Genomic DNA, 24,164 nt, shown 5'->3' on the forward strand with positions numbered 1-24,164 from the left:
TATTAGTCCTTTTGATAACGTAATACTGGCTTTCTTGCTGCTAGCGTCTCGTCTAAACGGCCAATTACTGTCGTGTGAGGCGCTTCTTGGACGACCTCAGGGTTTTCCTCAGCTTCCTTGGCAATCTGGAGCATGGCATCAATAAAGCTGTCGAGTGTTTCTTTAGATTCAGTCTCTGTTGGTTCGATCATCATACACTCTTCAACATTTAACGGGAAGTAAATAGTCGGTGGATGATAACCGAAATCAAGCAAACGCTTCGCGATATCAAGCGTGCGTACACCTAATTTTTTCTGGCGTTTTCCACTTAGTACAAACTCATGTTTACAATGTTTATCATATGGTAGATCGAATGCTGGCGCTAGCTTACGCATCATATAATTGGCATTAAGTACTGCATTTTCAGTAACAGCTTTCAAACCATCTGGACCCATAGAACGAATATACGTATAGGCACGGACATTGATACCGAAGTTACCGTAATAAGGCTTGACTCTTCCAATTGACTGTGGACGGTCATAATTAAATGTATAACCTTCTTCTGTTTTCACTAAGATTGGTTTAGGCAAATAAGGAATTAAGTCTTCTTTTACCCCAACAGGACCTGAACCGGGTCCTCCTCCGCCATGGGGACCAGTAAATGTTTTATGCAAATTCAAATGAACAACGTCAAATCCCATATCTCCCGGTCTTGCTTTAGATAAAACGGCATTTAAGTTGGCTCCATCATAATACAGTTTCCCGCCTGCTCCATGAACTATTTCTGCCATTTCTAGAATATTTTCTTCAAACAAACCTAACGTATTAGGGTTTGTTAGCATAAGAGCAGCTGTATCATCTCCCACCACTCTCCTCAAATCTTCTAAATCTACTAAGCCTTGATCATTAGACTTAACTGTTAAGGTTTCGAAGCCCGCCACAGTTGCCGAGGCAGGGTTTGTACCGTGAGCTGAATCTGGAACAATAACTTTTGTACGGTTAAAATCACCGTTTGCTTCATGATAGGCACGAATCATCATCAACCCAGTCCATTCCCCATGGGCACCTGCTGCCGGTTGTAGAGTGACTTCGTCCATTCCTGTGATCTCAATTAAATGCTCTTGTAAATCATATAACAACTCCATTGCACCTTGAACAGAGCTTTCGTCCTGTAATGGGTGTAAATGAGCAAAGCCGTTATAGCGTGCTACATTCTCATTTACTTTAGGATTATATTTCATCGTACAAGACCCAAGCGGGTAAAAACCAGAATCTACTCCGTGGTTACGCTTAGATAAAGCTGTATAATGACGCATAATATCAAGTTCAGATACTTCAGGTAAATCCGCGTCCTCTTGACGGATATATTCAGCTGGGAGCAAATCAGATAATTCTACTTCTGGGATATCCATCTCGGGAAGGCTATAGCCGATTCTCCCTGGTTTACTTAGCTCAAAAATGAGCGCCTGGTTTTCGTTATGCACGGTAATCCCCCATTTCTGCCACAAATGTATCAATTTCGTCTTTTGTTCTTAGTTCTGTTACAGCAATAAGCATATGATGAGCCAATTCACTATAATCTCTGCCTAAATCATAACCACCAATAATATTCTTTTTCAGTAATGCTTGATTTACCTCACGAACTGGACGATTACACTTAATAATAAACTCGTTGAATGAACCGCCATCAAAAGTAATATCAAAGCCTGCACTTCTAAATTGTTCTTTCGCATAATGCGCCTTTTGAATATTATCTATCGCCATTTGTTTAACACCGTTTCTACCTAAGGCTGTCATAGCAACAGATGCGGCTAGTGCATTTAAAGCTTGGTTAGAACATATGTTAGATGTAGCTTTATCCCTACGGATATGTTGCTCTCTTGCTTGAAGTGTGAGTACAAATCCACGTTGTCCGTTCTCATCAACCGTTTGCCCCACTAAACGTCCAGGTACTTTCCTCATGAGTTTCTTTGTCACGGCAAAGTAACCACAGTGAGGACCGCCAAAAGCTGTTGGAATACCAAAAACTTGCGCATCGCCAGCAACGATATCTGCACCAAATTTTCCTGGAGGTGTTAACGCTCCTAAAGATAGTGGGTTACTTGATACAACAAATAAAGATTTATGAGCATGGATAATTTCTTCTAATTCAGCGAGTGGCTCGACTCTTCCAAAAAAGTTAGGGTATTGCACGACTACTGCGGCAATGTCATCACCAATCATTTCTTTTAGTGCGCTCATATCTGTTAATCCATCTTTGTGTGGGATTTCAACTACATCGATGTATTGGCCTTTTGCATAAGTCTGAATTACAGCTTTTGATTCAGGGTGTACTGTACTTGAAATCAATACTTTTTTACGCTTTGTATGCCCAGTTGCTAACATAGCAGCTTCCGCAAGTGCCGTCCCACCATCATACATAGATGAGTTTGCTACATCCATTCCTGTTAGTTCAGATATCATTGTCTGAAATTCAAAAATCGCTTGCAACTCACCTTGGGAAATTTCCGGTTGATATGGTGTATAAGCGGTATAGAACTCTGAACGCGATAACACGTGATCAACAATAACTGGCATATAGTGATCGTAAACACCTGCACCTAAAAATGAAGTATTTGTTTTTAAATCTGCATTTTTTTGTGATAGAAGCATCAATTCTTTCATTAAAGCAGATTCCGTTTTAGCTGGTTTAATATTATATTCCCTTTTAAAACGAACGCTTTCAGGAATATCACTAAATAAATCATCAATTGTTTTGACTCCGATTGCTTCAAGCATTTCTTTTTGATCAGAATCAGTCATCGGTAAATAACGGTGTTTCATCGCTTCTCTCCCCCTGATAAGTTAGTTCTTTTTCTCTTTTTTATAAAACGGTGTTACAATTACTTTGGCACGGACACGCTTATTACGAATTTCAACTTCCACTTCAGAATCTAGCGCTGTGTATTGATTGTCCAGAAGTGCTAAGCCGATATTTTTCTTTAAAGTAGGAGATTGTGTACCTGTAGTAACTTCACCAATCAGTTGGTCGTCAGCATAAACTGCATAACCATGACGAGGAATCCCACGTTCAATCATTTCAATCCCAACAATTTTTCTACTTAACCCATTTTCTTTTTGTGATTTTAATGCCACTTTTCCAATAAAATCTTCTTCTTTGTTCACTTTTACGGCAAAGCCAATACCTGCTTCAAGCGGCGAAATTTCAGCAGACAACTCTTGACCATATAAAGCTAAATTTGCTTCGAAGCGAAGGGTATCTCGGGCACCTAGACCACAAGGAAGAACTCCATCTTCTTTTCCTGCTTCTAAAATCGACTGCCATAAAAAGACTGCATCCTCATTTTGACAATAAATTTCAAATCCATCTTCTCCGGTATAGCCAGTTCTCGATACTAATGCATTTTTGCCATTAATATTTACTGTTTGGTTAAATTTAAAAAATCCGATTTCACTTAAATCAACATCTGTAATCTTCTGTAAAACAAGCTCAGCCATAGGACCTTGCAAGGCCAATTGTGACATATCCTCTGAAAGGTTTTTAAGTTCAACATTTCCTTCTAAATGACTTTGTAACCATTGATAATCTTTTTCGATATTAGCTGCGTTTACGACTAAGAGATATTCATCTTCAGTCATTTTATAAATAAGCAAATCATCCACAGTTCCACCATTTTCATAACACATTGCTGTATATTGTGCACCAAACGTTTTTAGTTTTGCGACGTCATTTGTCATCATTTTCTGAAGATAACGTAAACTATCTTGACCTTTAACCTCAATTTCTCCCATATGTGATACATCAAACAGACCCGCTTTTGTACGTACTGCTTCATGTTCTTCTTTAATACTAGAAAATTGAACAGGTAGAGCCCATCCACCAAAATCAATCGTTTTTCCACCATACTGTTGATAAATGTCATGTAGTGGTGTTTTCTTCAACTGTGACATTCACTCATCCTCCTTTATATTTCTGTTTTTTTCTAAGATGAATATTTGCATACTAGCCCTAGAAGTACTTGGCTTCTCGCCAAATGCTACGACGAAAGCTACACGCTCTCCACTTTAACCCATTAAAGAAGCTAAGTGTTCTAAAGCACACAAAAAGGACAGAGAATCTCCTCAAAACCGATCATTTGAGCAGATTCTCTGTCCTTTCACCTGAGAGTTTACGGCGATATTGCAGCCTTTCCCCTTTGGTGGCTCGCTTATTACCTTGAGCTCTCTCCAGAGTTGCGTCAAGCAAGTGTTCTTTTGCCTGAGAGATTCACAATACGATGATTGTTTGCTCCTTCGGCGCTGCAGCACTGCAGTCTCTCCCCTTGCTATCATTCGCGTTTATAATTTTTTCCATTTTTGCACATACTATAATTAACTGCTTTAGAGAGTCGAAGCTTACAAAGACGTATTGTACGTATTTGCAGATTTAGCGTTGAAAATTCACAACTTTCAAAGCTACTTACATCCTACCATCCTATCATTATTTGAGCAATATTTTTATTTAAAAATCTAATGTTTTTTCAACAAGACTTAAGCTTAATACGAACATTATATTTAAAAATTATAATAATGTTCGTATAAAAAGGAGAGAGCAAATGACTTTACAAATAAATTTTGATGCAACTTGGCAAGATGAATTTCAAAACCGTATTGATAATGATGGACCATGGGGAAACTGGGATTTATTCAAGCTTACCATTGAGGTTGAGAATCAAACGGTCATCCCTGCGTTTGATGGACTGCAAGTAGACAAACATTTATCAAACCTCACCCCACTACCACATCAACTAGAGGTTGCCGAACAAGTAGTGGAAAACATGAATGGTAAAGCAATTCTAGCTGATGAGGTCGGATTAGGGAAGACGATAGAAGCAGGGTTAATATTAAAAGAATACATGATCAGAGGGCTTGTAAAGAAAGCACTCATCCTTGTACCCGCTTCATTAGTGTCTCAGTGGGCAATTGAATTAAACAGTAAGTTCTTCATCCCAGCTGTCGCTCAAAAAAAGAGCTATGTGTGGGAGCAATGTGATGTTGTTGTATCATCAATCGACACAGCGAAAAGAGAACCGCATAGGAGTTTAGTCTTTGAACAAAACTATGATTTGATTATTATTGATGAAGCACATAAATTAAAGAATAATAAAACAAAAAACTATGAATTTGTACAGTCTTTAAAAAAGAAATTTTGCTTACTACTTACAGCAACACCTATACAAAATCGAATTAGTGAGATCTTCAATCTTGTTTCTTTGTTAAAACCAGGTCACTTAGGAACAGAAACATCTTTCTATGAAAAATACAAAAAAAATGCACGCTCTCTCGATGATGATGAAGGTTTAAAGGAGCTAGTCAATAAAGTAATGATTCGTAATCGTAGACAAGATACGGGTATTGAATGGACAAAAAGACATGTCGAAACCGTTCCCATCCATTTCTCAAAAGAAGAAAGAGCCTTATATGATGCAATTTCTTCCATGCACAGAGAAGGTAATTGGATGACTGATAACCAATTTTCACTTATGACTTTACAACGTGAAGCATGTAGCAGTCGCGAAGCGGTATTTTACACTTTAAGAAATATGTTAAAGAAACAAGAACAACCCTCTGTTGCCTTTCAGCAAAAAATTGAGGAGTTAATTGGGTTAGTAGAAAATATTCAACAAAATGCAAAAGCCCAAAAAGCATTAGAAATCATTCAACAAATCAATGATAAAGTCATTATTTTTACAGAGTATCGAGCCACACAGCTATTTCTACAATGGTTCTTAAAACAGCATAACATTACGTCTGTTCCTTTTCGCGGTGGTTTCAAACGCGGGAAGAAAGATTGGATGCGCGAGTTATTCCAAAACCATGCCCAGGTGTTAATTGCCACAGAAGCAGGCGGTGAAGGGATCAACCTACAATTCTGTAGTTATATCATTAACTTCGATCTTCCTTGGAATCCAATGAGACTAGAACAACGAATTGGTAGGATTCACCGTCTTGGTCAAAAAAACGATGTCCATATTTATAACTTCGCTACAAAAGATACAGTAGAAGAACATGTACTCAAACTATTGTATGAAAAAATCCATCTCTTCGAAAAAGTGATTGGCGAATTGGATGATATTTTAACTAAACTACAATTTGGCAGTATTAATGATCACCTAATTGATATCTTCGGACAATCGGCTTCAGAAGGAGAAATGCGCATAAAAATGGATAATTTAACATCTATGATTGAATTTGCTGAGTCTGTAAAGGAGGAAAATCAACATGCAGCAACATGAAATCCACCATTTTCTATTAAGATACTTTCATGCCAACCATTGTGAAATCCTTGAAAATAAACCAGGCTATTTAGTCATTCAGTTGACAGTAGAATTAGACAAAGAATTAATGAACCGTCCCTTTTATTGGCATTATTTAGAGAAAACAGGCGGTGTTGCAAACCCAATGGAACTTACACTTATAACCAACCCGTCCTTAGCACCAGATGATATAAAGGGAGAGATCATTCACTTTGGATCACCTCGCTTGCATCAAATTTTTCAATCGACGAAAAACTTGGCTGGTTATATCCGTTTGTATGAAAATTACGAGGCCCCACCAGGAACGCAAACCGCCTTACGTCCTTGGCTAGGGCTAAATCTACGGATATCCTATCAATGTGATCGTAAAAAAGATTTGTTCAAGTCAATCGGCTTGCACTTAATTAACGGGCAGATGGTTGAACAATTCCATGATAAGCTCCTTCATTTATCACTTACTCCTAAAATACCAGACTTTAGCTTTACATTGTCACCATTTATCAAGCCTCAAAGTGGTGTGATGCGTGTAGCGAATTTTTTACAGTCGGAAATTGAAAAGGAAGATCACACATGGGCAGATGAAGCACGACTAAGATGGCAAAAGGACCTGCAACTATTAGAAAGATTCTATGAAGATGCGGATGAAAAAGGAGAAAGCTTCGAAAACGAAATGACTGCATTACAAGAGCAGTATGAACCCCAAGTTCATATTTCTATCGTTAATGGTGGATTATTTTATTTAACAGATGAAGCGATTAGTTAAGCATTAACAAACGTGGACGACTCATGAGATTCTTAAGGAAACACTAAGTACCTATGGCTTAACCATACAGCTAGAGTATTCCTCATTCTTCCTTTTAACAACGATGGCACCAATATTCTTATCGACACTAAAAAAAATATGAACAAAACCCAACAATGGGTTTTGTTCATATTTTTTGATTGTTGTTGATTAATGATTTCTTTTTTTCGTTCCTTTCATTCCGTAAAACAAAAGATAAGGTACAATTCCAAACCACCTAAATAAAACAGGCGCTTTTTCTTGCTTTCTTTCTATTCTTTGTTTCTTTCTCTCAGACTTTGGTTGTTCCATATATTGAACGAATGTCTGAGTAATAAACTTGACATAATCATTAGAATTCATCTGGCATCCCTGCTTTTTTAGCTACTAGTCTTTCCCATTCATAAACCATTTATTCCTATTATTTTCTCTCGATTTCCATCCATTTGACCACTTCTTTTTCAATCAATGAATAATACGCAATCGCTTCTACGTTCGCAACACCGTTTATTTGTACTTCCAGATTGATTTTGATGAGGCCTCCTTCTTGATCTTCTAAATCATAATAAACCGTTCCATGATTGAATAAATACTCTCCTTCTATTGGTAGCTCATCATTCAAATGAAATTGTTCATCTAAATAAGTAATAGATTGTTTAAAATAGTACTCCTGTTGTAAAAGTATACTACTTAATTTCAAAATTCTTTTTTCTCTTATTAAAAAATCTGCTTGAATGGTAATCACAAAAGAAAGCAAAACAATGAGGAATAATACAAAAGGATAAAACAGCCCCTTCTCATTCATCTTCTTCGTCACCGTTTGTACTCCTTATTTTCATTTGATAAAAAGAAGACCGATACTCTTTTTGGAAAATATTTTTATAAATAAGCACCATGTTATCTTCCTTCACCTCAAATTGAACGGATTGAAGCTTTTGTAACACAACTTCATGGCCTGCCCCATTCACACGCCTTCTTAACTTATCACCATATTTTTCATAGCTAATAGATTGATTGTCTATTAATAAAATGAGCTCTCCTCGATTATCTAATGATATCTTCTCAGCAACACGTACTTCTTTTTTTAATTGCTGAATAAATACGAGCCATTCAATCTTTTGCTTTCTTTCATCAATATTCTCGTTAACGGAAATAACCTTAAACACAAGTGGCATAAAGCTCACAATGATTAAAAAGCAAGCTAAAGTTATAAGTGCTTCTATTAATGTAAATCCGTTACTTTTAATACTTTTCACAGATCATCACTTCTCGTTGATAGAGATAAGAGATACAAATATTATTAGCCTCACTGTTAAAAAGGTGAAATGACATTTCGTCTTTTCTCACCATTCTAGGTAGCACCCTATCATTGTCCATCATTTCCTCATATAGAATTTGAGTGGCTTCATATCTCAAATCTTCAATATGTGCGTACGTATAGAGATGAATCATAACAGGAATAAAAAGAGTGGCGATTAAAAGCATCGCCGATAACGTGAAGAGTAAATCAATGAGCATAAAACCACTAGTATGCTTCCACATAAAATCTCCCTCTACCTATTTGAAAAACAAATTTGTACTGCTTAAGCGAGCTTTTGATTTGCAAGTAACCGAAACGGTTAATTTTCCCAGTATTTAAAAATTTGAAATGTAATGGCATTGTACCGCTAGTAATGAAATAATCCTCACTATATTTCTGACGAAAGAAAATATTTCGACCATTAGAAAAGATGTATTCATGCTCATCAGGTAAAAGATAAACACTAACCGTGGTTTGATTTACAATTGCATACTGCTGAGCATATAGAAGGTCACCTTCTAATTTGGCAAAGAAAGCTTGATTATCATACTCTTCAAATTGGTGCTGCATGCTTATAGCAGTAATAAAAAGAATAACACTAAAAACAGACCAAACAATTAATGATTCAATCAAAGTAAACCCTGACTGTAAATTTATTCGTCTCTCACCGCCGTCACAATGCCGTCTATTAAAACAAGTGTTTCTCCGGTCGGACATGTTGTTTCACCTTCATTTAAATATTCCTCCGTCACAAGCACATCCAATGATTCAGGAAGCTTATTATTAGCTAATTCATACGATTGCACTTGACTCTGAACCATTTTTGTATAAGCACTACAGCCTTTTTCGTTTATCGCTGATTGGTTTTTTGTGATGTTTGGGATTGTAATAATTAGGAGTACAGATATGACTAACAAGACAATCATCATTTCAATCATGGTAAACCCTTTTTCATTTTTTATGTTTTTCATCATACGCCCTCCATTAGTTGAAACATTGGTAACATTACTGCTAAATATAATGAAATAATTAGACAACCGACAATAAGATAAATAGCGGGTTGTATTACTTTCATTATCTGATCTATTTTTTCTTCTAACAACTGCAGACAATAGCGGCTAAAGAATTGTAGTTCTTCTTCTAGCTTTCCATTTTGCTGCCCATGACGAATAACTGCCCTTAAATCTAATTCTAAAAAGGGAAAAACCTGAATCAATTCATCTAATTGTTCACCATTTTCTAGCTTACGACGCAAATATTGACCAACTTCCTTCATTAATGGTTGTTTTTCATCTTTAGCAAATAAGTTCAAGGAAGTTGTGATAGACATCCCACCTGCAAGTAAATAATGCAATTGGATAGCAAAGTAATGTGTATAAAAAAGGGCGACTAGTTTGCCAATAATCGGTATGCGAACAACAAGAGATACTTGTCTGATCATTGAAAACCGTCGAAAAATAAAGTAGTAATACAAAGAACATAATAGTAACAGGGTGAACATTACAATTAAAAATAGAGGAGCAACAGAACCAATCCATTGAAGGAGCACCATAAAGGTATTTTCATTGACATTCATCGACTGAAAAAGTGAGGTAAAGCGAGGAAGAATGATTTTATCAACGAGAAAAAACAGAAAAATGGTGATAATGAATAAGAAACATGGATACATTAATGCCTTTTTTAACTTTCTCATATCCTCTCCCCTCTTTTGCATCATTTCACTGCCATCAATAAAAGCTTGTTGTAATCCTCCATGCTGCTCAGCAAAAAAGACATAACCAACTAGATGTGAATTAAAGTTCATTGACCCTAGGGCAGAGTGCAGATGGAAACCTTCTTTTAACTGATATATAACCTCTTGTAATTGTAGCTTTTTCTCTAAGGTCAATTGTAAACTCGAGGACGCCATCGCTTCTGAGAGCGAATAACCCCTTGATAATAATTCTCCTACTTTCTTCAGGAAGTCGCATTGCTCCTTTAATGTCCATTTAACTTTTTTCATCTAAAATCCACCGATTAAACTCACTTTCTTTTACATACCCTAAGGCTACCCCTTTTTTCAAAGCTGACTTGAGCGAAAAATATGGTTCATAATTGTTCTCACTACTTTTCGCCGCCTTCAAAGCTTGATTCAATTCCCTTCCACTCAATAATTCAAATACACCAGCTCTTTTTAACCTGCCACAGCTATAACAGAAATCGGTGCATTCTCCTTCACAAAATGGGCAGGTTAATTCTACAAGCCTCTGTGCTGTTATGGCTACTAACGTTTGTTCTATTTGCTTCCATGCTACCCCAAACTCCACTAACCGATGTATGGCTCCAACAGCATTTCTCGTATGCATCGTCGTCAATACTAAATGCCCAGTTAAAGCTGCTCTCACAGCTATTTTAGCTGTTTGTGCGTCGCGTATTTCCCCAACCATAATTATGTCCGGGTCGTGCCTAAGGATAGCTTTTAAACCAGTAGCATATGTTACACCTGCCTTTTCATTTACTTCGACTTGTAGTAAGGAGTCAGTCTTTTTCTCAATCGGATCTTCTAAAGTGATAATACTTCGATTGAATAGGTTGGAATTGTCATTTAGCAGACTATATAAGGTTGAGGTTTTTCCACTACCGGTCGGACCAGTTAGTATGATCATCCCGTGCGAATGTTTAAGCATCGCAACGATTTTTCGGGACATCGTTGGAAATAGTGAAACATTGTGAGAAGAAATATGAGACGATTGTGGCAGGATGCGGATGACAAGACTTTCATTGTATTGAGAGGGCAATGTGGAGAAACGTAAGCCTATCTCATATCCTTCAATATCTGTAGAATAGGCGCCATTTTGTGGCTTTCGTTTTTCACCAATATCCATGGATGCAATAAACTTGAAATGAGAAATTAAGCGGTCAGATTCATAATGAGGGATGTAATGTTTAGGGACAAGGCGCTTGCCATAGCGGAAATAAATGATTGTGTGATTCTTTCTGGGGACAAAATGAATATCTGTTACTTCTGTTTTCACAGCTTCCCTTAAAATTAAGGTAGCCATGCGTTGCATTGAGACCAAGTAATTAGTCACCACCTTTTTTAAGATATTTTATTATTCGCCAAAAAAAGATCGTTTCCTGCATGATTTTAGTCCTTTTCTTTAACTTTTTTTTGAACATTTAAGAGATTCCCTCTACCCTCTCCTCTTTCAACACGCTTTACTATATAATGGTATTAACAAATATAAAACATCCACAAATGACTGACAGTGCAATCGCTTCTTTAAAATCCTATTCATATCACGAAAAAAAGAATAATGACAACCATATGAGAGGTGAGAATAATGAATGAAACATTAAAAATTACGAATACATTATCCGATCCAACGAGATACTATATTTATCAGTATGTTCTTAAAAAACATTTCCCTGTCACTGTTAAAGAAATTGCTAAAGAGTTTTCTATTCACCCGAATGTTGCTAGATTGCATTTATCAAAACTCGCAGAAATCCACATGCTTGAAGCTAAAATAGAAAAAACCGGTCAAGGTGGCCGACCGAGCAAGCGCTATCACCTAACTGATAGCGAGATTGGACTACATTTTCCTTATCGTAATTATCAAATGTTATCAGATATTCTTCTCGAAACAATGATTACACTTGGGCCAGAAGGAAAAAAAGCATTATATATAACTGGTAAAAAATATGGCGAGAAATTGATGGAGACGGCATTACACAGGCAAATGGTTACATTAGAGGACTCATTTGAAAGAAAATTAGCTCTCGTCATTGAAGCAGCAGAAGTGGCTGGTCTTCAGCCAGAATTTAATTTTGATGGAAAAAAGATCATGTTTGAAATGTTTAATTGTCCCTTTAAAGAAACCGCAAAGAAAAATCAAGGTGAAATATGTCATATGCACTTTGAATTTTTACGAGGCATGTTTGAGACGGTTTTTTTAGATATAGAATTAAGGGAATTGGGTAATATGTTAAACGGGTGTATTTCATGTTCTTATGAAGCTGTCGCAAAATAAAAAACATACTGTTTACTTTTAACCAAGTATTACCTTATAATTATTGAGTAATGGACATATGTGTGTGTTAAAGGAGGGATACATATGGATCGCATGTATAGAGTGATGGGATTCTGGACTGCTATTTTTGCAATTATGTTTTATGTAGGTGATATGTATACACCAGCACTACTATTCCTTGGCCAAACTGGTTTCTTTGTGCTACTAGGCTACTTAAAGCTTACAGAGCGTATGTACATTTATATTTTTGGCGCATACTTGACTGTTGCCTTTATCGGATTCACATATTGGACTGTCTTTATGATGGTACCAGGTATGGGGTCACACTAAAAGCACACATAACAAACATAATAAAAAGAGGATGCAACGTCATCCTCTTTTTATTATGTTTTTTTAAAGGTTCTTTTTCTGAAGAACAAGCTGAAACGATTGGCTGATTCCACTATCCATTAATAATGTTCGAATATCACGATTTTTCTTAGCCTCATTTGAAAATAGGTCTCCACTATGATTGGATAATTCATCTAGAATACCTGATGCAATTAAAAACTCATCTTGCCGCCATTTCTGCATAAAAGTCAATCCATACTTCTCACCAAAACGGATCCACGAATCCCAGTGCACATCATGAGTAATATCCATCTCACCAGCGTGTGTAAGGATATTGGGGATAAGCTGATGTTTCCTGTATCCCCTCAGGCTGCCATCTTTTCTCGTCGGTATTAACCAATCATCGTCCGTGTAACCATAATCAGCTGTCAATACAAGTCCTTTTTCTAACACTTCGCTAATCGATGCACTTATGCCATCCATAAATAATGGAATCTCCATTCTTTGGCCATTGTATAAAGAAATCGACATTTGCTCGATGTATGAAATGATTTCCTGATTTTCTATAGGAATATAGACTTCGGTTAGCCCATTTTGGTTGGAAGTAATCATTATTTCATATAAACAATCATCTTTTTTTTCTACTAAATGAACAGGTAGCGCATCAAGTAGTTCATTAGAAAAAACAAGCCCTGAAAACGTATGACATTCATCTAATGATTGGAGAAAATGAAGTTCTACACTGTGATGTTTACTTAATTTATCCTTTTGTAATCTTCTATGATGAGGGCTTTCATCAACTAATATATAAACTAGCGACTCATCGGTCATCTCTTCCCATTGATTTATAAAGACTTGAGCAAATGAACCATCACCTGCACCAATTTCTAACACGGCTGCAGGCAGTTGATTCACTCTCACCTGCTCTATAAACCATTTAGCGATTATTGTTGCATACATAGGTGTCATTGTTGGTGATGTATAAAAGTCCCCATCTACACCAATCTTTTTATCATCCTTCATATAATATCCAAAATCAGGATGATAGAGGGCTAACTGAATAAAATCGGCGTAAGTAAGCCGTTCCATCCTATTTTCTTCGATATAGCGGATGATTGGATTCATTATGAAAAGCCGTTCAAAAAAGGGTTTGTGTCCATTTCATTGGCAATGGTAGTCACTGGCCCATGTCCTGGTAAGACGAGTGTGTCTTCAGGTAAAGTGAGTAATTTATCATGTATGCTTTGCAGAAGCGTCTCATGATGGCCACCAGGTAGATCTGTTCGCCCAATACTGCCTTGAAAAAGGGCATCCCCACCAAACAGCAAGGCAATGTCTGCGAAATAAATGGAGACACTACCAGGAGAATGACCCGGTGTCTCTAATACTTTGAAGGAAAACCCTGAGATATCTATCTCTTGCTCTTTTACAAATAACTCATCGGCTGGTTGCAAACAAATCGCTGTGCCCATTTGAAATCTTGCTGAACCATTTAAGGCTGGGTCTATTAGCCAATCCTTTTCTTTTTCATGTATGTAAACAGGGATTTGGTACTTTTCTTTTACGTCATCTACTGCACCAATATGATCAAAATGTGCATGCGTTAAAAGTATCGCCTTCGGATTCAATTTTTCATCATCCATTATTTTGATTAGTTTTGTTGCTTCTCCCCCTGGATCAATAATTAAGCAGTCCTTGTTTTCTTTTATAAGAAGATAGCAATTCGTTTGTAATGGTCCTAATGGTAACTGTGCGTATTTCAAATGAATTCCTCCTTGGTTATTTTCTTTTATTGTACACAACTCTATAGTCTACGAGAAGCAAACATCGTTAATGGACTTGATATATCTTCCTTAAAATGTTATTATCTGAAAAGTTCGTAGAATACACCTCGACAAATTTTGAAAAAAAGTATAAAATATGATGTGAATGTAAAAATAAGTATTACATACGGTTCCAAACCTTTGCAAGGAATGAGCATAGACTCATTTGTTGATTGAATGAAAAGGGGGCTATAAACATGGGACTAGTAATTATTACTGGTTTAACAGCTATTTTAGCAATTTTCGGTCTAATCAGTGCACTACGAAACAAAAATCTCCTAGGGATTGTATTCGCTTTCGGGACAGCTGCCGTTTTCGGATGGTTTGCTGTGATGACATTAATTCATAGCGGATTCCCAGCTGTCCATTAAAAGGGGATGTAAATAAAAAGTCTGCCTCTTTAAGGGCAGACTTTTTATTTATCATTCATCCTCTTGTAGCAATGATTCTACTCGTTTAACTTTATCCGCCATCTGACGTTTTACATCTCTACGGTCATCAATGCGAATATTTGTTGCCACTCGCGCTAGTCCTTTTTCAAATGGAACTTCATGCATTGCTTGGATAACCTCGAATAACACTGGTAATTCTCCTTCAATGAGTGTATTCATAGGTGTCAATTGGTAATCAATTTTCCCAGCATCTTTATATTCTTTTAAAACCTTTTGAATATCTGCTACATAAGCTGATACACTTGGACTCTCCGTTCCTATTGGAATAATTGTTACGTCTACTATTGCCATCATGTCATCTCCTTTAAATATCAATATTAGTATGCACAAAATAAAGAGCGAAGAAAATTTATCTGCTCAAGATTCTATAAGTGAAATGACTTCTTTCTCATCTAATAAAATGATTTTATCTAAATAATGACCGTATAAACAAGCATTGGCATTATTAGAACAGGAAAGAGGTTCGTTGTCCATATCTTCTAATAATACGGTCTGTTCTCCCGTTTCCATATCTGTAGCCATGAAATCAAAGCTACCCCGATACGTATCTGCATCTGTACTGTACTCCGGCTTAAAGTATAAAAACTCTTTATCCATCATGGCATATTGTGGAACCATCCAACCGGAAAAGCTTGTTAAATGAGGAACTGAAAAAGATAACACCGATTCAAAGTCGTTATTCATGAATGTGTATTGTGCCTCTTCATCATGATTTTCGTTTACACCAATGGTCACCATTAAATCATTAAATGTATCAACAAAATACACGTTTTCTTTCTTCACTTCCGCCGTTCCAGTCTTTTTTTGTTCTTTTAACTGCGTCACGATTGAAGGTCCAACCGTACTCCAGTCCAAATAAACAAATGAATCAGTACTTAACCAATGGACAAACGGCTCCGCTATAGATATATGTTCCATATTTTTTGTTTCAGCTGATATCAAATAAGAAGTGTAAGACCAGTCCTCGGCAAAACTCGAAACCAATAACTTTGTCGGATCATATTGATTCCAAGAAACAGCTAGTTCGGTGCCATCTATTAACTCCTGCAATATGTAATCACCTTTATGATCCACTATAGCAATACGCCATTTTTGATTACTTGGTTCAGACTGGACAAATATATATTGTTGATCTGGGCTAATATAGACATTATTAATTGGTGCCTCACCTTCAAAAAATAACTCTTGTTCTCCGGTATAAATATTATATTTAAAAATTTTGTTCAATGTTTCATCTTTGTGATTGAGGAATAATAAGTGCTTGGCATCTAACCAGCCAAAGAAGAAAATTTGATCAGAATCTGAAACAGCAAGAGGTATAACTGATTGTTTTGAAGTTTGCTTCTCTGTCATATTCGTTTCTTTTACAGGTGGCTTATCACCTGTTTCATTCACTTGACAGCCAGCTATAATCATTGTGGAAAAAAATAAAAGCAATATGAGCATATAATCTTGGTGTTCCGCTTTGTGCTTCATAAACTTGGCTTGCCCCCCATCGAATTCCAATCTGGCTTCATTCTAGCGCACTTTTATCTGAATAGACGCGAGAAAAAGCCGTTTCCGGCTTTTCTTCGCTCTCTACGAAATTCTTCCTAATTAATTCCCAAAAACATTGTAATCAATAGTAAATTTTATACTGATTATGGAGGAAATACAAGCAACAACTATTTTTTATTAAAGATAAAGTGAAGCCAAAAAGACACCAAGCATTTCTTCATACATGTCTTCATACTGTGATAACGGCAGGGGGTTTACTCCTTTTCCCAGTTCCATCGTAAAGCCTGGCCGTCGATACTCTTTAATAAACCAATCTCTAAACCCAGCGAAACTATCTACATACTGTACTGAACGGTAACCGCTTACTCGTTCAAATTCATCAGCAATGACTTTTGAATCAGGCGGTTCAAGTCCTTCATATCCCCAGTAAAATTCTTCACCTTGTGTGTGAAAAGCTAATAATAAGCTGAAGTTGTTATTCTCAACAAGATTGGCCATCGCTATCGCTTCAGGCTCGGATAACGGTTCATATCCAGGAAAGTCTCGAGATGACGGAACATCTGGCTTTCTTTCTTTTTCATATTCCCACTTTGCGGGATATTGTTTATTCAAATCTACTCCTCTAATATTCGCCTTCCATAGGGAAAAATCATCTTTTTGTTCATTAATTGCTAATATTTCTTCTTTGTAGCCTTCTGGTGGTCCCCCTAAAACCAAGTCAACTCCATCAGGATTAACCATTGGAACAACGGATAACTCAACACGACTATAATAAGGTAAAGTCTCAATTCCCCTTAAAGGTTTTGCATTAGTCATAGATAACAAATAGGCATTTATTAAAGACATGAGGACAGGCGTTGTAATCCATTCATTTGCATGAAATGACGCATTATAATGAACTTGCTTTTCACCTGTACCTATTCTTATCTCATATAAAGGCTTGCCTGTCACCGAATAACCAATCTCATTTATTTTTATAAATGGATAAACTTCTTTTAATTGGTTGAGATCGTCTTGCAAAGTTTTAAAACTATAACTTTTTTTCCTATCCATTAAAGGCATAATCACTCTTGTTGGCACTAGGACTGTTTGATTTACTTGTAGATTTTGAGGCTGTAACTGCTGATTCAATAAAAGCAATGCATCGACAGGAAGATTATTCTTTGATGCTATTTGCCATAGTGAATCACCTTTTTGAAGTTTAATAGTAGATGTATGAAAGCCAGGAATTTGAATGCTTTGGCCAATCTGCAATGAGGAAGGGTCCACTTGTGGATTGCTATCAATGACTAAATTAATTGGAACCATAAACAGCTGACTGTAGTACCATAAAGAATCACCTGACCTAACTTTAATCTTCACCTTTTATCCTCCTCTCCATCAGTTCATACATATGATGAATGAGAAGAAAAGATGACTTACTCACTATTACTGAGCCCTTACCCTATAATTAATTGCTTTGCACTCCAGGCGGCACCTACTACTCCTGCATCATTCCCTAAAGTAGCTAGTTTCAATAAAGTAGACCCTCGCATCTCAGGAAATAAGTTTTCGTCATAATAGAATTGTAATGGCTCTAATAATAATTTCCCGGCTTGAGAAACCCCACCACCGATTATAATCACCTCAGGGTTTAGTATTGCTGCTACATTCGCTAAGGCAATGCCTAATGGCTTCATTGTTCTTTGAACCACTTCCTTAGCAACTACGTCATTCTTACCTGCTAAGTGAAATATATTCTGAACTGATAAATGGTCAACTAATAATGTGTTCTTGTTAGAATGAATGATTTCCTTAGCCACACGTACTATTCCAGAAGCTGAGGCAATCGTTTCAAGACAACCCCATTTTCCACAATTACATCGCACGCCATAAGAAGAAACGGCATTGATATGGCCTATTTCACCAGCAGAACCCCCATTCCCACGCATTAACTGACCATTACTAATAATGCCACCACCGATACCAGTACCAATTGTTAAGAGTACAATGTCTTTGTAGCCAGTTGCGCTACCAACCCAGCGTTCGCCTAACACAGCACAATTAGCATCATTCTCCAATATCACTGGAAGCGCCATGTAATCTGATAGTTCTTTTTGTAAGCGGTAGTGAGGTGACAAATTTATATTTGTTGCTGAAAGTAAAATTCCATTTTTGCTATCAACCGGTCCTGGGGCACCTACTCCAACAGATAAAATCTGCTCTTTTTTTAATTGCGCCCTCTTTCTATGATGTTCAATTGAAGTTGTAATTTGCTCTGCTAAACTGTTGTCTGTATAATCCTGCTTCGTCATTTCTTGCCATTTTAAGTGAATGTCGCCATTCTCGTTAACAAAAGCAAATTTAATTGTTGTACCACCTATATCCACACCAACAAACAAAACAACACCCCCTAGAGAAGTAATGAGCAACTATTTTCTTGTTTTCTTTTTCTCTTTTTCTCTCTCAGCCCTTAAGACTAATAAAGCATCTCGATAGGTATCTACTTCAATTATTTTTGCTTTATATAATTCACTCACTTCAAGCTCCATCATTTCAATATCCAATAAACGTTCACCCATATAAATAATAGCACCATATGCTTTTAACAACTGTTGTACATCATAAAAACTTTTCACATTCATTCCCTCGATTCTTTCTTTCATAAAGCAAAGTATAAACGAAAAAAAACTCTTCCTCAATCATTAAAACATGAGAGAAAGAGTAATTCTAACGATCAAAAGAAAAGTGTTCTTTATCTATCCGGATCTTTTGGATGCAACATTCTTGGACGTCTATTTTTCAAAGGCATTGGTGACCGTAAAAGGACATCTCTAAAGGCTCTTAGGTTAAAGGGAATAAACGGCCATAAGTAAGGGACTCCGAAAGACTTCATTTTAGACAACCAAATGACAAATAGTGTGATACCGATGATAAAACCATACATATGAAATACACTTGTCAGTAATAATAAAACAATACGAACAATTCGATTAGCTAATCCTAATTCGTAACTTGGTGTAGCAAATGTACCAATTGCTACAATCGCAAAATAAAGAACGACCTCACTTGTAAATAAGCCCACTGAAACAGCCAAATCACCTATCATGAGTGCCGCTACTAAGCCGAGAGCAGTAGCAAGACTCGAGGGGGTATGAATGGAGGCCATCCTCAACATATCAATACCTACTTCAATAATTAAGATTTGCAAAATCAAAGGGATTTTCCCTGCCTCTTCTGGTCCTATAAATGATAGAGAATCTGGTAATAAACTTGGATTCGCAGCAAATAAAAACCAAATAGGTAAAAGGAACAGCGAAGCCCATACGGAAATAAAGCGAACGAATTTTAAATAAGCACCAATAATCGGTTTGTTTCGATATTCCTCTGCATGCTGCAAATGATGCCAGAAAGTAGTCGGTGTTATAATCACACTCGGTGAACCATCCACTATGATACATACATGACCTTCAAATAAATGCGAAGCTGCTGTGTCCGGTCTCTCTGTATACCTAACCATCGGATAAGGATTCCAATGCTGACCAGAAATGTATTCTTCAATTGTCTTCTCGGCCATCGGTAAGCCATCTGTATCAATTTTAGATACACTATCTTTTATTTTATTGACCAACTCAGGGTCTGCAATATCTTCAATATAAGTTATGACAATATCAGTTTTTGAGCGTCTACCGATTTGTAAATACTCCATTCTTAACGTTCGATCTCTTATCCGCCGCCTCGTTAGTGCTGTATTAAAAACTAATGTTTCAACATAGCCATCCCTTGCGCCTCTTACAACCCTTTCAATATCAGGCTCTTCCGGGCCGCGGGCCGGATAAGACCTTGTATCAATTAATATCGCTTCATCTGCTCCATCAATGACCAATGCCGTTTGACCAGCTAATACAGCATCAACAATTGCATCCAGATCACTTTCTGTAGCAATTTCGATATAAGGGATATATCTCTTCATTAGCTTCGGAACAGTATCCTCTTCTAATTGTTCTCTTCCAAGCTGAGCAAGAAATTCCATTAACCGATTCATAATATCATCTTTAGCAAAGCCATCAACCAAATAGATTGCCATGTCAATCCCAGTATATTCCACATCTATTTGTAACACATCAAAGTTTTTTCCGACTGCTAATGCTTCTTTTAAATATGATGTATTGTTAATCAATTCCTTAGATACTTTATGATGTTTGTTTGTTTCCATGAGTTCACCTCATTCAAATATATTCCTAACAAACATCATAGACATACTAAAAAGGAATCATACCCTCCTAAGAGGTTGATTCCTTTTACATTATGTTAAACAACAAGTTTTTTAAGTTTCTAAGAAAAGATGTAGAATTTCCTAGGAAATATTCCCTTCCTGTCGAAATATCTTATTTGTTTTCATTTAGATTGTCTAGTAGCTGCCGATAGTCTTCTGAGTCGTGTAATTCTACAGCTTGATCAAGATACTTTTTCGCTTCATCCGTATTGCCTTCCCTTAAATATAATAAGGAAAGATTATAGTAAGCTTCATGGAATTGTTCGTTTACTTCAATAGCAAGATGCAAATGACGCTTCGCTTTCTCTGTTTCTCCTAATTGAATTTCCGCATAGGACAATAAAAAATAAGTTTGTGCGGTTGCACCTTCTTTATCAAACGGAGTAAGCTCTTTAATCATCATTGAGTAATTTTCTTTTTCTAAATAAGTTTGTGCTTCAATCAAAGCCATCTCTTCTTGTGTTTGATCATTAGGGAAATGAAAGCCATAATAGAGACCTCCACTTATGAGAAGAGCCGTGAAACAAGCTATCAATAGTTGAGCAATCCTGTTTCTCTTCTTAGGCAAAAGAACGATTCCCGTTGCTAAGAACCCGCCAATTAAACCACCAATATGACCAGCGTTATCAATTCCTGGGATCATAAAGCCTAATGCAAGGTTAAACACAAGAACAACGATAATGTTCATACCCATTGTGCGGAAAAATAATTTTGGTTTCAATATCCCAAAGAAAAGCAACGCTCCAAAACAGCCAAATATCGCTCCGCTCGCTCCAGCCGATACGTTAGGACTAGTAATAAAACTAAGCAATGAACCCATAAAACCAGATAACAAGTAAATAACTATAAACCTTGTATTGCCCATTATTCGTTCAACAGCAGAGCCTAAATAAAAAAGAGCAAGAGTATTCATCAATAAATGCAGGAAACCAATATGTAAAATGATCGGTGTGAAAAAACGCCACCACTCACCTGCCAAAATAAGTGGATTATATTTTGCTCCACTTTCAATCAGCACCGAGGTATTTGTACTTCCACCTTTCCACTCCAGCCAAAGAAAAGCTAGGACTTGTAGCACAATAAATAGATATGTAAAAATGGGCTTACCTTGATTAAAAACCTCTGTTTCTTCTTTCGCTTTATTTGCTGCTAGCCATAATGTCTGTTTTTTTAAGTTTTCAATTACTTGTTCATCAATATCATCAGATGGTTCTTCTAAAAAGAGAAGAGGTTTCATAAAGTGTCGCTGCAGCTGTTTGGCCACCTCTTTCAGCCTATCCACAGTCATAATGACAGATTCAACCGTTGTCTTCTCCATTTTGGAATGCTGAAAGGGCTTATTAAGCTTATCCTCATAATCGTCAACAGGTACAAATGGTGAAATATATATATTGAGCACAGTCATTTCTCTATGCCTTACTTGTTTTCGAATACGCTCACCATTAAAGGCAACTGATTCTATATCTCTTTGTAACCAGTTACTCCAATCTAAATCCTTCCTTAGCAAACGAATGATTTTTGTCTGTTTATTCTCTAACTTCTCAATCCAGAGTTCATCTTGTTTTTCAGAAAGCTGAATGAAGCGATATTCTTCTTTATGTAGCAGATGATTGGCCAATGACCAAAATAAATAAGCCTCTTTACTATGCACTGTTTTCTCACTTCCTTACAGTTATATATCTTATTATAGTCAATGTTTCTTTTTAACAAAATAAAAAGCCCTTATATAAACAGGGCCAAAAAGTACATTGTTATAAACGTTCATCATTATATTGTGGTTGAGGAAAAACTAGCTTCATTGCTCTCTCTCTTAAAAAAGGGCAATTTAATACGGTAGCAATGATAAAATTTTGTCTCGCTAAAAGACCAACTAGGCGATAACGATACTGATAAATGAAAACACCTGACAATACAAACAGTATCAAAGTCATTATTTTTCCCATTTCATTCCCTCCTGTCTATCACTATTATGCGAATCATTCTCTGCAATTATCCACCTGCTACAGTCACAAAGAACAAAACACCTAATAAACTCGCAAGAGCACAAGATGAAAGGTTAACAAGGTCATTATTAACTATTGTGTTACCGCTTATATGTACCGTTTTACGATTACAATGCCATTTCGATTCGACCACCATCTCACAAGACGGACAACGATAAGTTACCTGTATGAAGGCACCTAATAAGGTATCCAAGATATTTCCGAGGAAACCAAAGACAAATATAATAAACATGGTGGAAAAAGATAATGAATAGGACAACATAGCAATAATAGCAATAGAGAAGGAACCCATTATTGCAGCAAAGGTTCCGAGGAAACTCATCGCTCCTGAAGTACCAGGTTCTACCTGCTTAAAATGCTGAATTGACAAAGGTCTTCTTTTACTTAATGAACCTATCTCTGAGGCCCAAGTATCTGAATTCGCACTCGCAATGGTTATTGTAAAAGCTATAAAAAAAATGGGAGATGGAAAAATAATAAAAAGCACACTAAATAATGCAGGTAACCCACCATTAGCAACCACTTGCTGCCAATCTCTAGTAGACCCTTTTTCATGGCGTGCTTCGATTTGTTGCTTCTGCTTTTTCTTGTATTTAGACAATAAGCTTGAACTAGTGAAAAAGAAGCCAAGCAGCAGCAGTCCCCTCCACCCAAAACCTAAGTTAATCAATACACCCACAACAATTGCTGCTATGGCGCCTGACTTTGTAAGAAGTTGAAGAAGGTAGCCTAAAAAGGCGGCAATGAGTACAAGAAAAATAAATATCAATTCTTTCACTCCGTTATTGTAATAATCTTTTGAACAGGTAGATCATGTTGGTCTAATGGTATTTTATTAACCACTTGCTGGGGGAAAGCTAATGAAAGTGTAAAGCCGTTATAATCCACTAAATAACGATCATAATAACCGCCTCCAAAACCAATACGATCTCCCTTTAATGTATAAGCAACGCCTGGAACTATTAGTAAATCAATTTCAGAAGGCTGAACACTCTTAGTTTTGTCTACTACTGGTTCTTGTAATCCAGAATAGACGACTTCAAGATTGTCATAACTTGAAAAAATCCTGAAATTCATTTCCCTCGTTTTAGGTAAGCATTTTGGAATAGCCACTTGTTTTCCTTCTGACCAAGCCTTATTAATAATTGGAAAAGTATCGACTTCTGGAAAGCGTGATATTGTAAGGGCAACTACTTTGGATTGTTGCCAATGAGATGTGAGGAATAATTGCGATGCTAATTTTTCTGATAGTGATGTATATTGTTCACTAGGCATTTCTGTTAATTGTTGCATAATCATCTTTCTCAGTTGTTTTTTATCCACCATTTAACTCTCCTATACCTCTATTTATAAAAAACACACTTATCTTATAAAAATATTAGTTTCAATCTAGACATATGAAGTAACAACCATCACTCGTAATTTCACCTCTTGA

General features: G+C 36.6%; 28 protein-coding genes and 1 riboswitch. Of the genes, 5 read left to right on the plus strand and 23 right to left on the minus strand.

Annotation, left to right across the window (positions count from 1 at the left end; translation table 11 throughout):
- Positions 1–2: 2 nt before the first annotated feature.
- From gcvPB to gcvT, 3 genes are read right to left on the minus strand one after another with little or no spacing between them, the layout of a single operon-like run.
- Positions 3–1,463: an aminomethyl-transferring glycine dehydrogenase subunit GcvPB gene (gene gcvPB, locus U9M49_RS08180; protein ID WP_095372595.1), complete on the minus strand. Its 1,461-nt coding sequence runs from the start codon at positions 1,461–1,463 to the stop codon at positions 3–5.
- Positions 1,456–2,802 carry an aminomethyl-transferring glycine dehydrogenase subunit GcvPA gene (gene gcvPA / locus U9M49_RS08185; protein WP_095372594.1) on the minus strand — a complete coding sequence of 449 codons (1,347 nt, stop codon included), beginning with the start codon at positions 2,800–2,802 and terminating at the stop codon, positions 1,456–1,458. Before gcvPA ends, gcvPB begins: the two co-directional genes overlap by 8 nt.
- Positions 2,803–2,823: 21 nt before the next feature.
- Positions 2,824–3,930 (minus strand): glycine cleavage system aminomethyltransferase GcvT, encoded by a 1,107-nt coding sequence (gene gcvT / locus U9M49_RS08190; protein ID WP_322909594.1) that lies wholly within the window; start codon positions 3,928–3,930, stop codon positions 2,824–2,826.
- A gap of 285 nt (positions 3,931–4,215) precedes the next feature.
- Positions 4,216–4,311: riboswitch (glycine riboswitch) on the minus strand.
- Positions 4,312–4,574: 263 nt separating this feature from the next.
- On the opposite strand from gcvT, the gene U9M49_RS08195 reads away from it, so the two are divergent.
- Complete coding sequence (locus U9M49_RS08195) at positions 4,575–6,254, plus strand: DEAD/DEAH box helicase (RefSeq protein ID WP_095372592.1); 1,680 nt, start codon at positions 4,575–4,577, stop codon at positions 6,252–6,254.
- Positions 6,241–7,038 carry a YqhG family protein gene (locus tag U9M49_RS08200; RefSeq protein ID WP_224935993.1) on the plus strand — a complete coding sequence of 266 codons (798 nt, stop codon included), beginning with the start codon at positions 6,241–6,243 and terminating at the stop codon, positions 7,036–7,038. Before U9M49_RS08195 ends, U9M49_RS08200 begins: the two co-directional genes overlap by 14 nt.
- A gap of 189 nt (positions 7,039–7,227) precedes the next feature.
- Here U9M49_RS08200 and U9M49_RS08205 read toward each other — a convergent pair whose 3' ends face one another.
- From U9M49_RS08205 to comGA, 8 genes are read right to left on the minus strand one after another with little or no spacing between them, the layout of a single operon-like run.
- Positions 7,228–7,419 (minus strand): YqzE family protein, encoded by a 192-nt coding sequence (locus U9M49_RS08205; protein ID WP_095372590.1) that lies wholly within the window; start codon positions 7,417–7,419, stop codon positions 7,228–7,230.
- A 58-nt stretch (positions 7,420–7,477) separates the two neighbouring features.
- A complete protein-coding gene (comGG, locus tag U9M49_RS08210; RefSeq protein WP_095372589.1) occupies positions 7,478–7,873 on the minus strand; it encodes a competence type IV pilus minor pilin ComGG in 396 nt (131 codons plus the stop codon).
- Positions 7,854–8,312 carry a competence type IV pilus minor pilin ComGF gene (gene comGF / locus U9M49_RS08215; RefSeq protein WP_307312919.1) on the minus strand — a complete coding sequence of 153 codons (459 nt, stop codon included), beginning with the start codon at positions 8,310–8,312 and terminating at the stop codon, positions 7,854–7,856. Before comGF ends, comGG begins: the two co-directional genes overlap by 20 nt.
- Complete coding sequence (locus U9M49_RS08220) at positions 8,299–8,598, minus strand: hypothetical protein (protein ID WP_095372587.1); 300 nt, start codon at positions 8,596–8,598, stop codon at positions 8,299–8,301. Before U9M49_RS08220 ends, comGF begins: the two co-directional genes overlap by 14 nt.
- A complete protein-coding gene (gene comGD / locus U9M49_RS08225; protein ID WP_095372586.1) occupies positions 8,582–9,073 on the minus strand; it encodes a competence type IV pilus minor pilin ComGD in 492 nt (163 codons plus the stop codon). Before comGD ends, U9M49_RS08220 begins: the two co-directional genes overlap by 17 nt.
- Complete coding sequence (gene comGC / locus U9M49_RS08230) at positions 9,010–9,327, minus strand: competence type IV pilus major pilin ComGC (RefSeq protein ID WP_095372585.1); 318 nt, start codon at positions 9,325–9,327, stop codon at positions 9,010–9,012. The genes comGD and comGC overlap by 64 nt, the downstream gene beginning before the upstream one ends.
- A complete protein-coding gene (gene comGB / locus U9M49_RS08235) occupies positions 9,327–10,358 on the minus strand; it encodes a competence type IV pilus assembly protein ComGB (protein WP_322909595.1) in 1,032 nt (343 codons plus the stop codon). Before comGB ends, comGC begins: the two co-directional genes overlap by 1 nt.
- Positions 10,345–11,406: a competence type IV pilus ATPase ComGA gene (comGA, locus tag U9M49_RS08240; RefSeq protein ID WP_416337095.1), complete on the minus strand. Its 1,062-nt coding sequence runs from the start codon at positions 11,404–11,406 to the stop codon at positions 10,345–10,347. The genes comGB and comGA overlap by 14 nt, the downstream gene beginning before the upstream one ends.
- Positions 11,407–11,679: 273 nt before the next feature.
- On the opposite strand from comGA, the gene U9M49_RS08245 reads away from it, so the two are divergent.
- Positions 11,680–12,369 carry a helix-turn-helix transcriptional regulator gene (locus tag U9M49_RS08245; protein WP_095372582.1) on the plus strand — a complete coding sequence of 230 codons (690 nt, stop codon included), beginning with the start codon at positions 11,680–11,682 and terminating at the stop codon, positions 12,367–12,369.
- 84 nt (positions 12,370–12,453) lie between these two features.
- Entirely contained in the window at positions 12,454–12,699 is a 246-nt protein-coding gene (locus U9M49_RS08250) for a DUF2626 domain-containing protein (RefSeq protein WP_095372581.1), read from the plus strand.
- Positions 12,700–12,762: 63 nt separating this feature from the next.
- Here the strand turns inward: U9M49_RS08250 and U9M49_RS08255 are convergent, their stop codons facing one another.
- Both U9M49_RS08255 and U9M49_RS08260 read right to left on the minus strand, forming a co-directional pair.
- Positions 12,763–13,824 carry an SAM-dependent methyltransferase gene (locus U9M49_RS08255; RefSeq protein ID WP_095372580.1) on the minus strand — a complete coding sequence of 354 codons (1,062 nt, stop codon included), beginning with the start codon at positions 13,822–13,824 and terminating at the stop codon, positions 12,763–12,765.
- Complete coding sequence (locus U9M49_RS08260; RefSeq protein WP_095372579.1) at positions 13,824–14,462, minus strand: MBL fold metallo-hydrolase; 639 nt, start codon at positions 14,460–14,462, stop codon at positions 13,824–13,826. Before U9M49_RS08260 ends, U9M49_RS08255 begins: the two co-directional genes overlap by 1 nt.
- A 257-nt stretch (positions 14,463–14,719) precedes the next feature.
- Here U9M49_RS08260 and U9M49_RS08265 point away from each other — a divergent pair, with 257 nt between their 5' ends.
- Complete coding sequence (locus U9M49_RS08265) at positions 14,720–14,893, plus strand: DUF2759 domain-containing protein (protein WP_095372578.1); 174 nt, start codon at positions 14,720–14,722, stop codon at positions 14,891–14,893.
- Positions 14,894–14,944: 51 nt separating this feature from the next.
- On the opposite strand, the gene U9M49_RS08270 is transcribed toward U9M49_RS08265, so the two are convergent.
- The 10 genes from U9M49_RS08270 to U9M49_RS08315 form a co-directional block, all read right to left on the minus strand.
- Entirely contained in the window at positions 14,945–15,265 is a 321-nt protein-coding gene (locus U9M49_RS08270; protein WP_095372577.1) for an MTH1187 family thiamine-binding protein, read from the minus strand.
- 66 nt (positions 15,266–15,331) lie between these two features.
- Positions 15,332–16,450 carry a hypothetical protein gene (locus U9M49_RS08275; protein WP_095372576.1) on the minus strand — a complete coding sequence of 373 codons (1,119 nt, stop codon included), beginning with the start codon at positions 16,448–16,450 and terminating at the stop codon, positions 15,332–15,334.
- Positions 16,451–16,648: 198 nt separating this feature from the next.
- Positions 16,649–17,833, minus strand: coding sequence for a M14 family metallopeptidase (locus tag U9M49_RS08280; RefSeq protein ID WP_095372575.1), 1,185 nt, complete (start codon positions 17,831–17,833; stop codon positions 16,649–16,651).
- 77 nt (positions 17,834–17,910) lie between these two features.
- Positions 17,911–18,852, minus strand: a complete 942-nt coding sequence (locus U9M49_RS08285; protein WP_157733935.1) for an ROK family glucokinase — start codon at positions 18,850–18,852, stop codon at positions 17,911–17,913.
- A gap of 30 nt (positions 18,853–18,882) precedes the next feature.
- Entirely contained in the window at positions 18,883–19,089 is a 207-nt protein-coding gene (locus U9M49_RS08290) for a YqgQ family protein (RefSeq protein ID WP_095373646.1), read from the minus strand.
- 116 nt (positions 19,090–19,205) lie between these two features.
- Complete coding sequence (locus tag U9M49_RS08295; protein ID WP_095372573.1) at positions 19,206–20,666, minus strand: spore germination protein; 1,461 nt, start codon at positions 20,664–20,666, stop codon at positions 19,206–19,208.
- A 172-nt stretch (positions 20,667–20,838) separates the two neighbouring features.
- Positions 20,839–22,377, minus strand: coding sequence for a rhomboid family intramembrane serine protease (locus U9M49_RS08300; RefSeq protein ID WP_322909597.1), 1,539 nt, complete (start codon positions 22,375–22,377; stop codon positions 20,839–20,841).
- A gap of 100 nt (positions 22,378–22,477) precedes the next feature.
- A complete protein-coding gene (locus U9M49_RS08305; protein ID WP_224935977.1) occupies positions 22,478–22,669 on the minus strand; it encodes a hypothetical protein in 192 nt (63 codons plus the stop codon).
- 46 nt (positions 22,670–22,715) lie between these two features.
- The gene (locus U9M49_RS08310; RefSeq protein ID WP_370873258.1) at positions 22,716–23,507 is read right to left on the minus strand and encodes a DUF92 domain-containing protein; all 792 of its coding nucleotides are present in this window, start codon (positions 23,505–23,507) and stop codon (positions 22,716–22,718) included.
- Positions 23,504–24,055, minus strand: a complete 552-nt coding sequence (locus U9M49_RS08315) for a 5-formyltetrahydrofolate cyclo-ligase (protein ID WP_095372569.1) — start codon at positions 24,053–24,055, stop codon at positions 23,504–23,506. The genes U9M49_RS08310 and U9M49_RS08315 overlap by 4 nt, the downstream gene beginning before the upstream one ends.
- Positions 24,056–24,164: the final 109 nt, after the last annotated feature.

Source organism: Cytobacillus sp. OWB-43 (assembly GCF_034651445.1).
Lineage (GTDB): Bacteria > Bacillota > Bacilli > Bacillales > Cytobacillaceae > Cytobacillus > Cytobacillus kochii.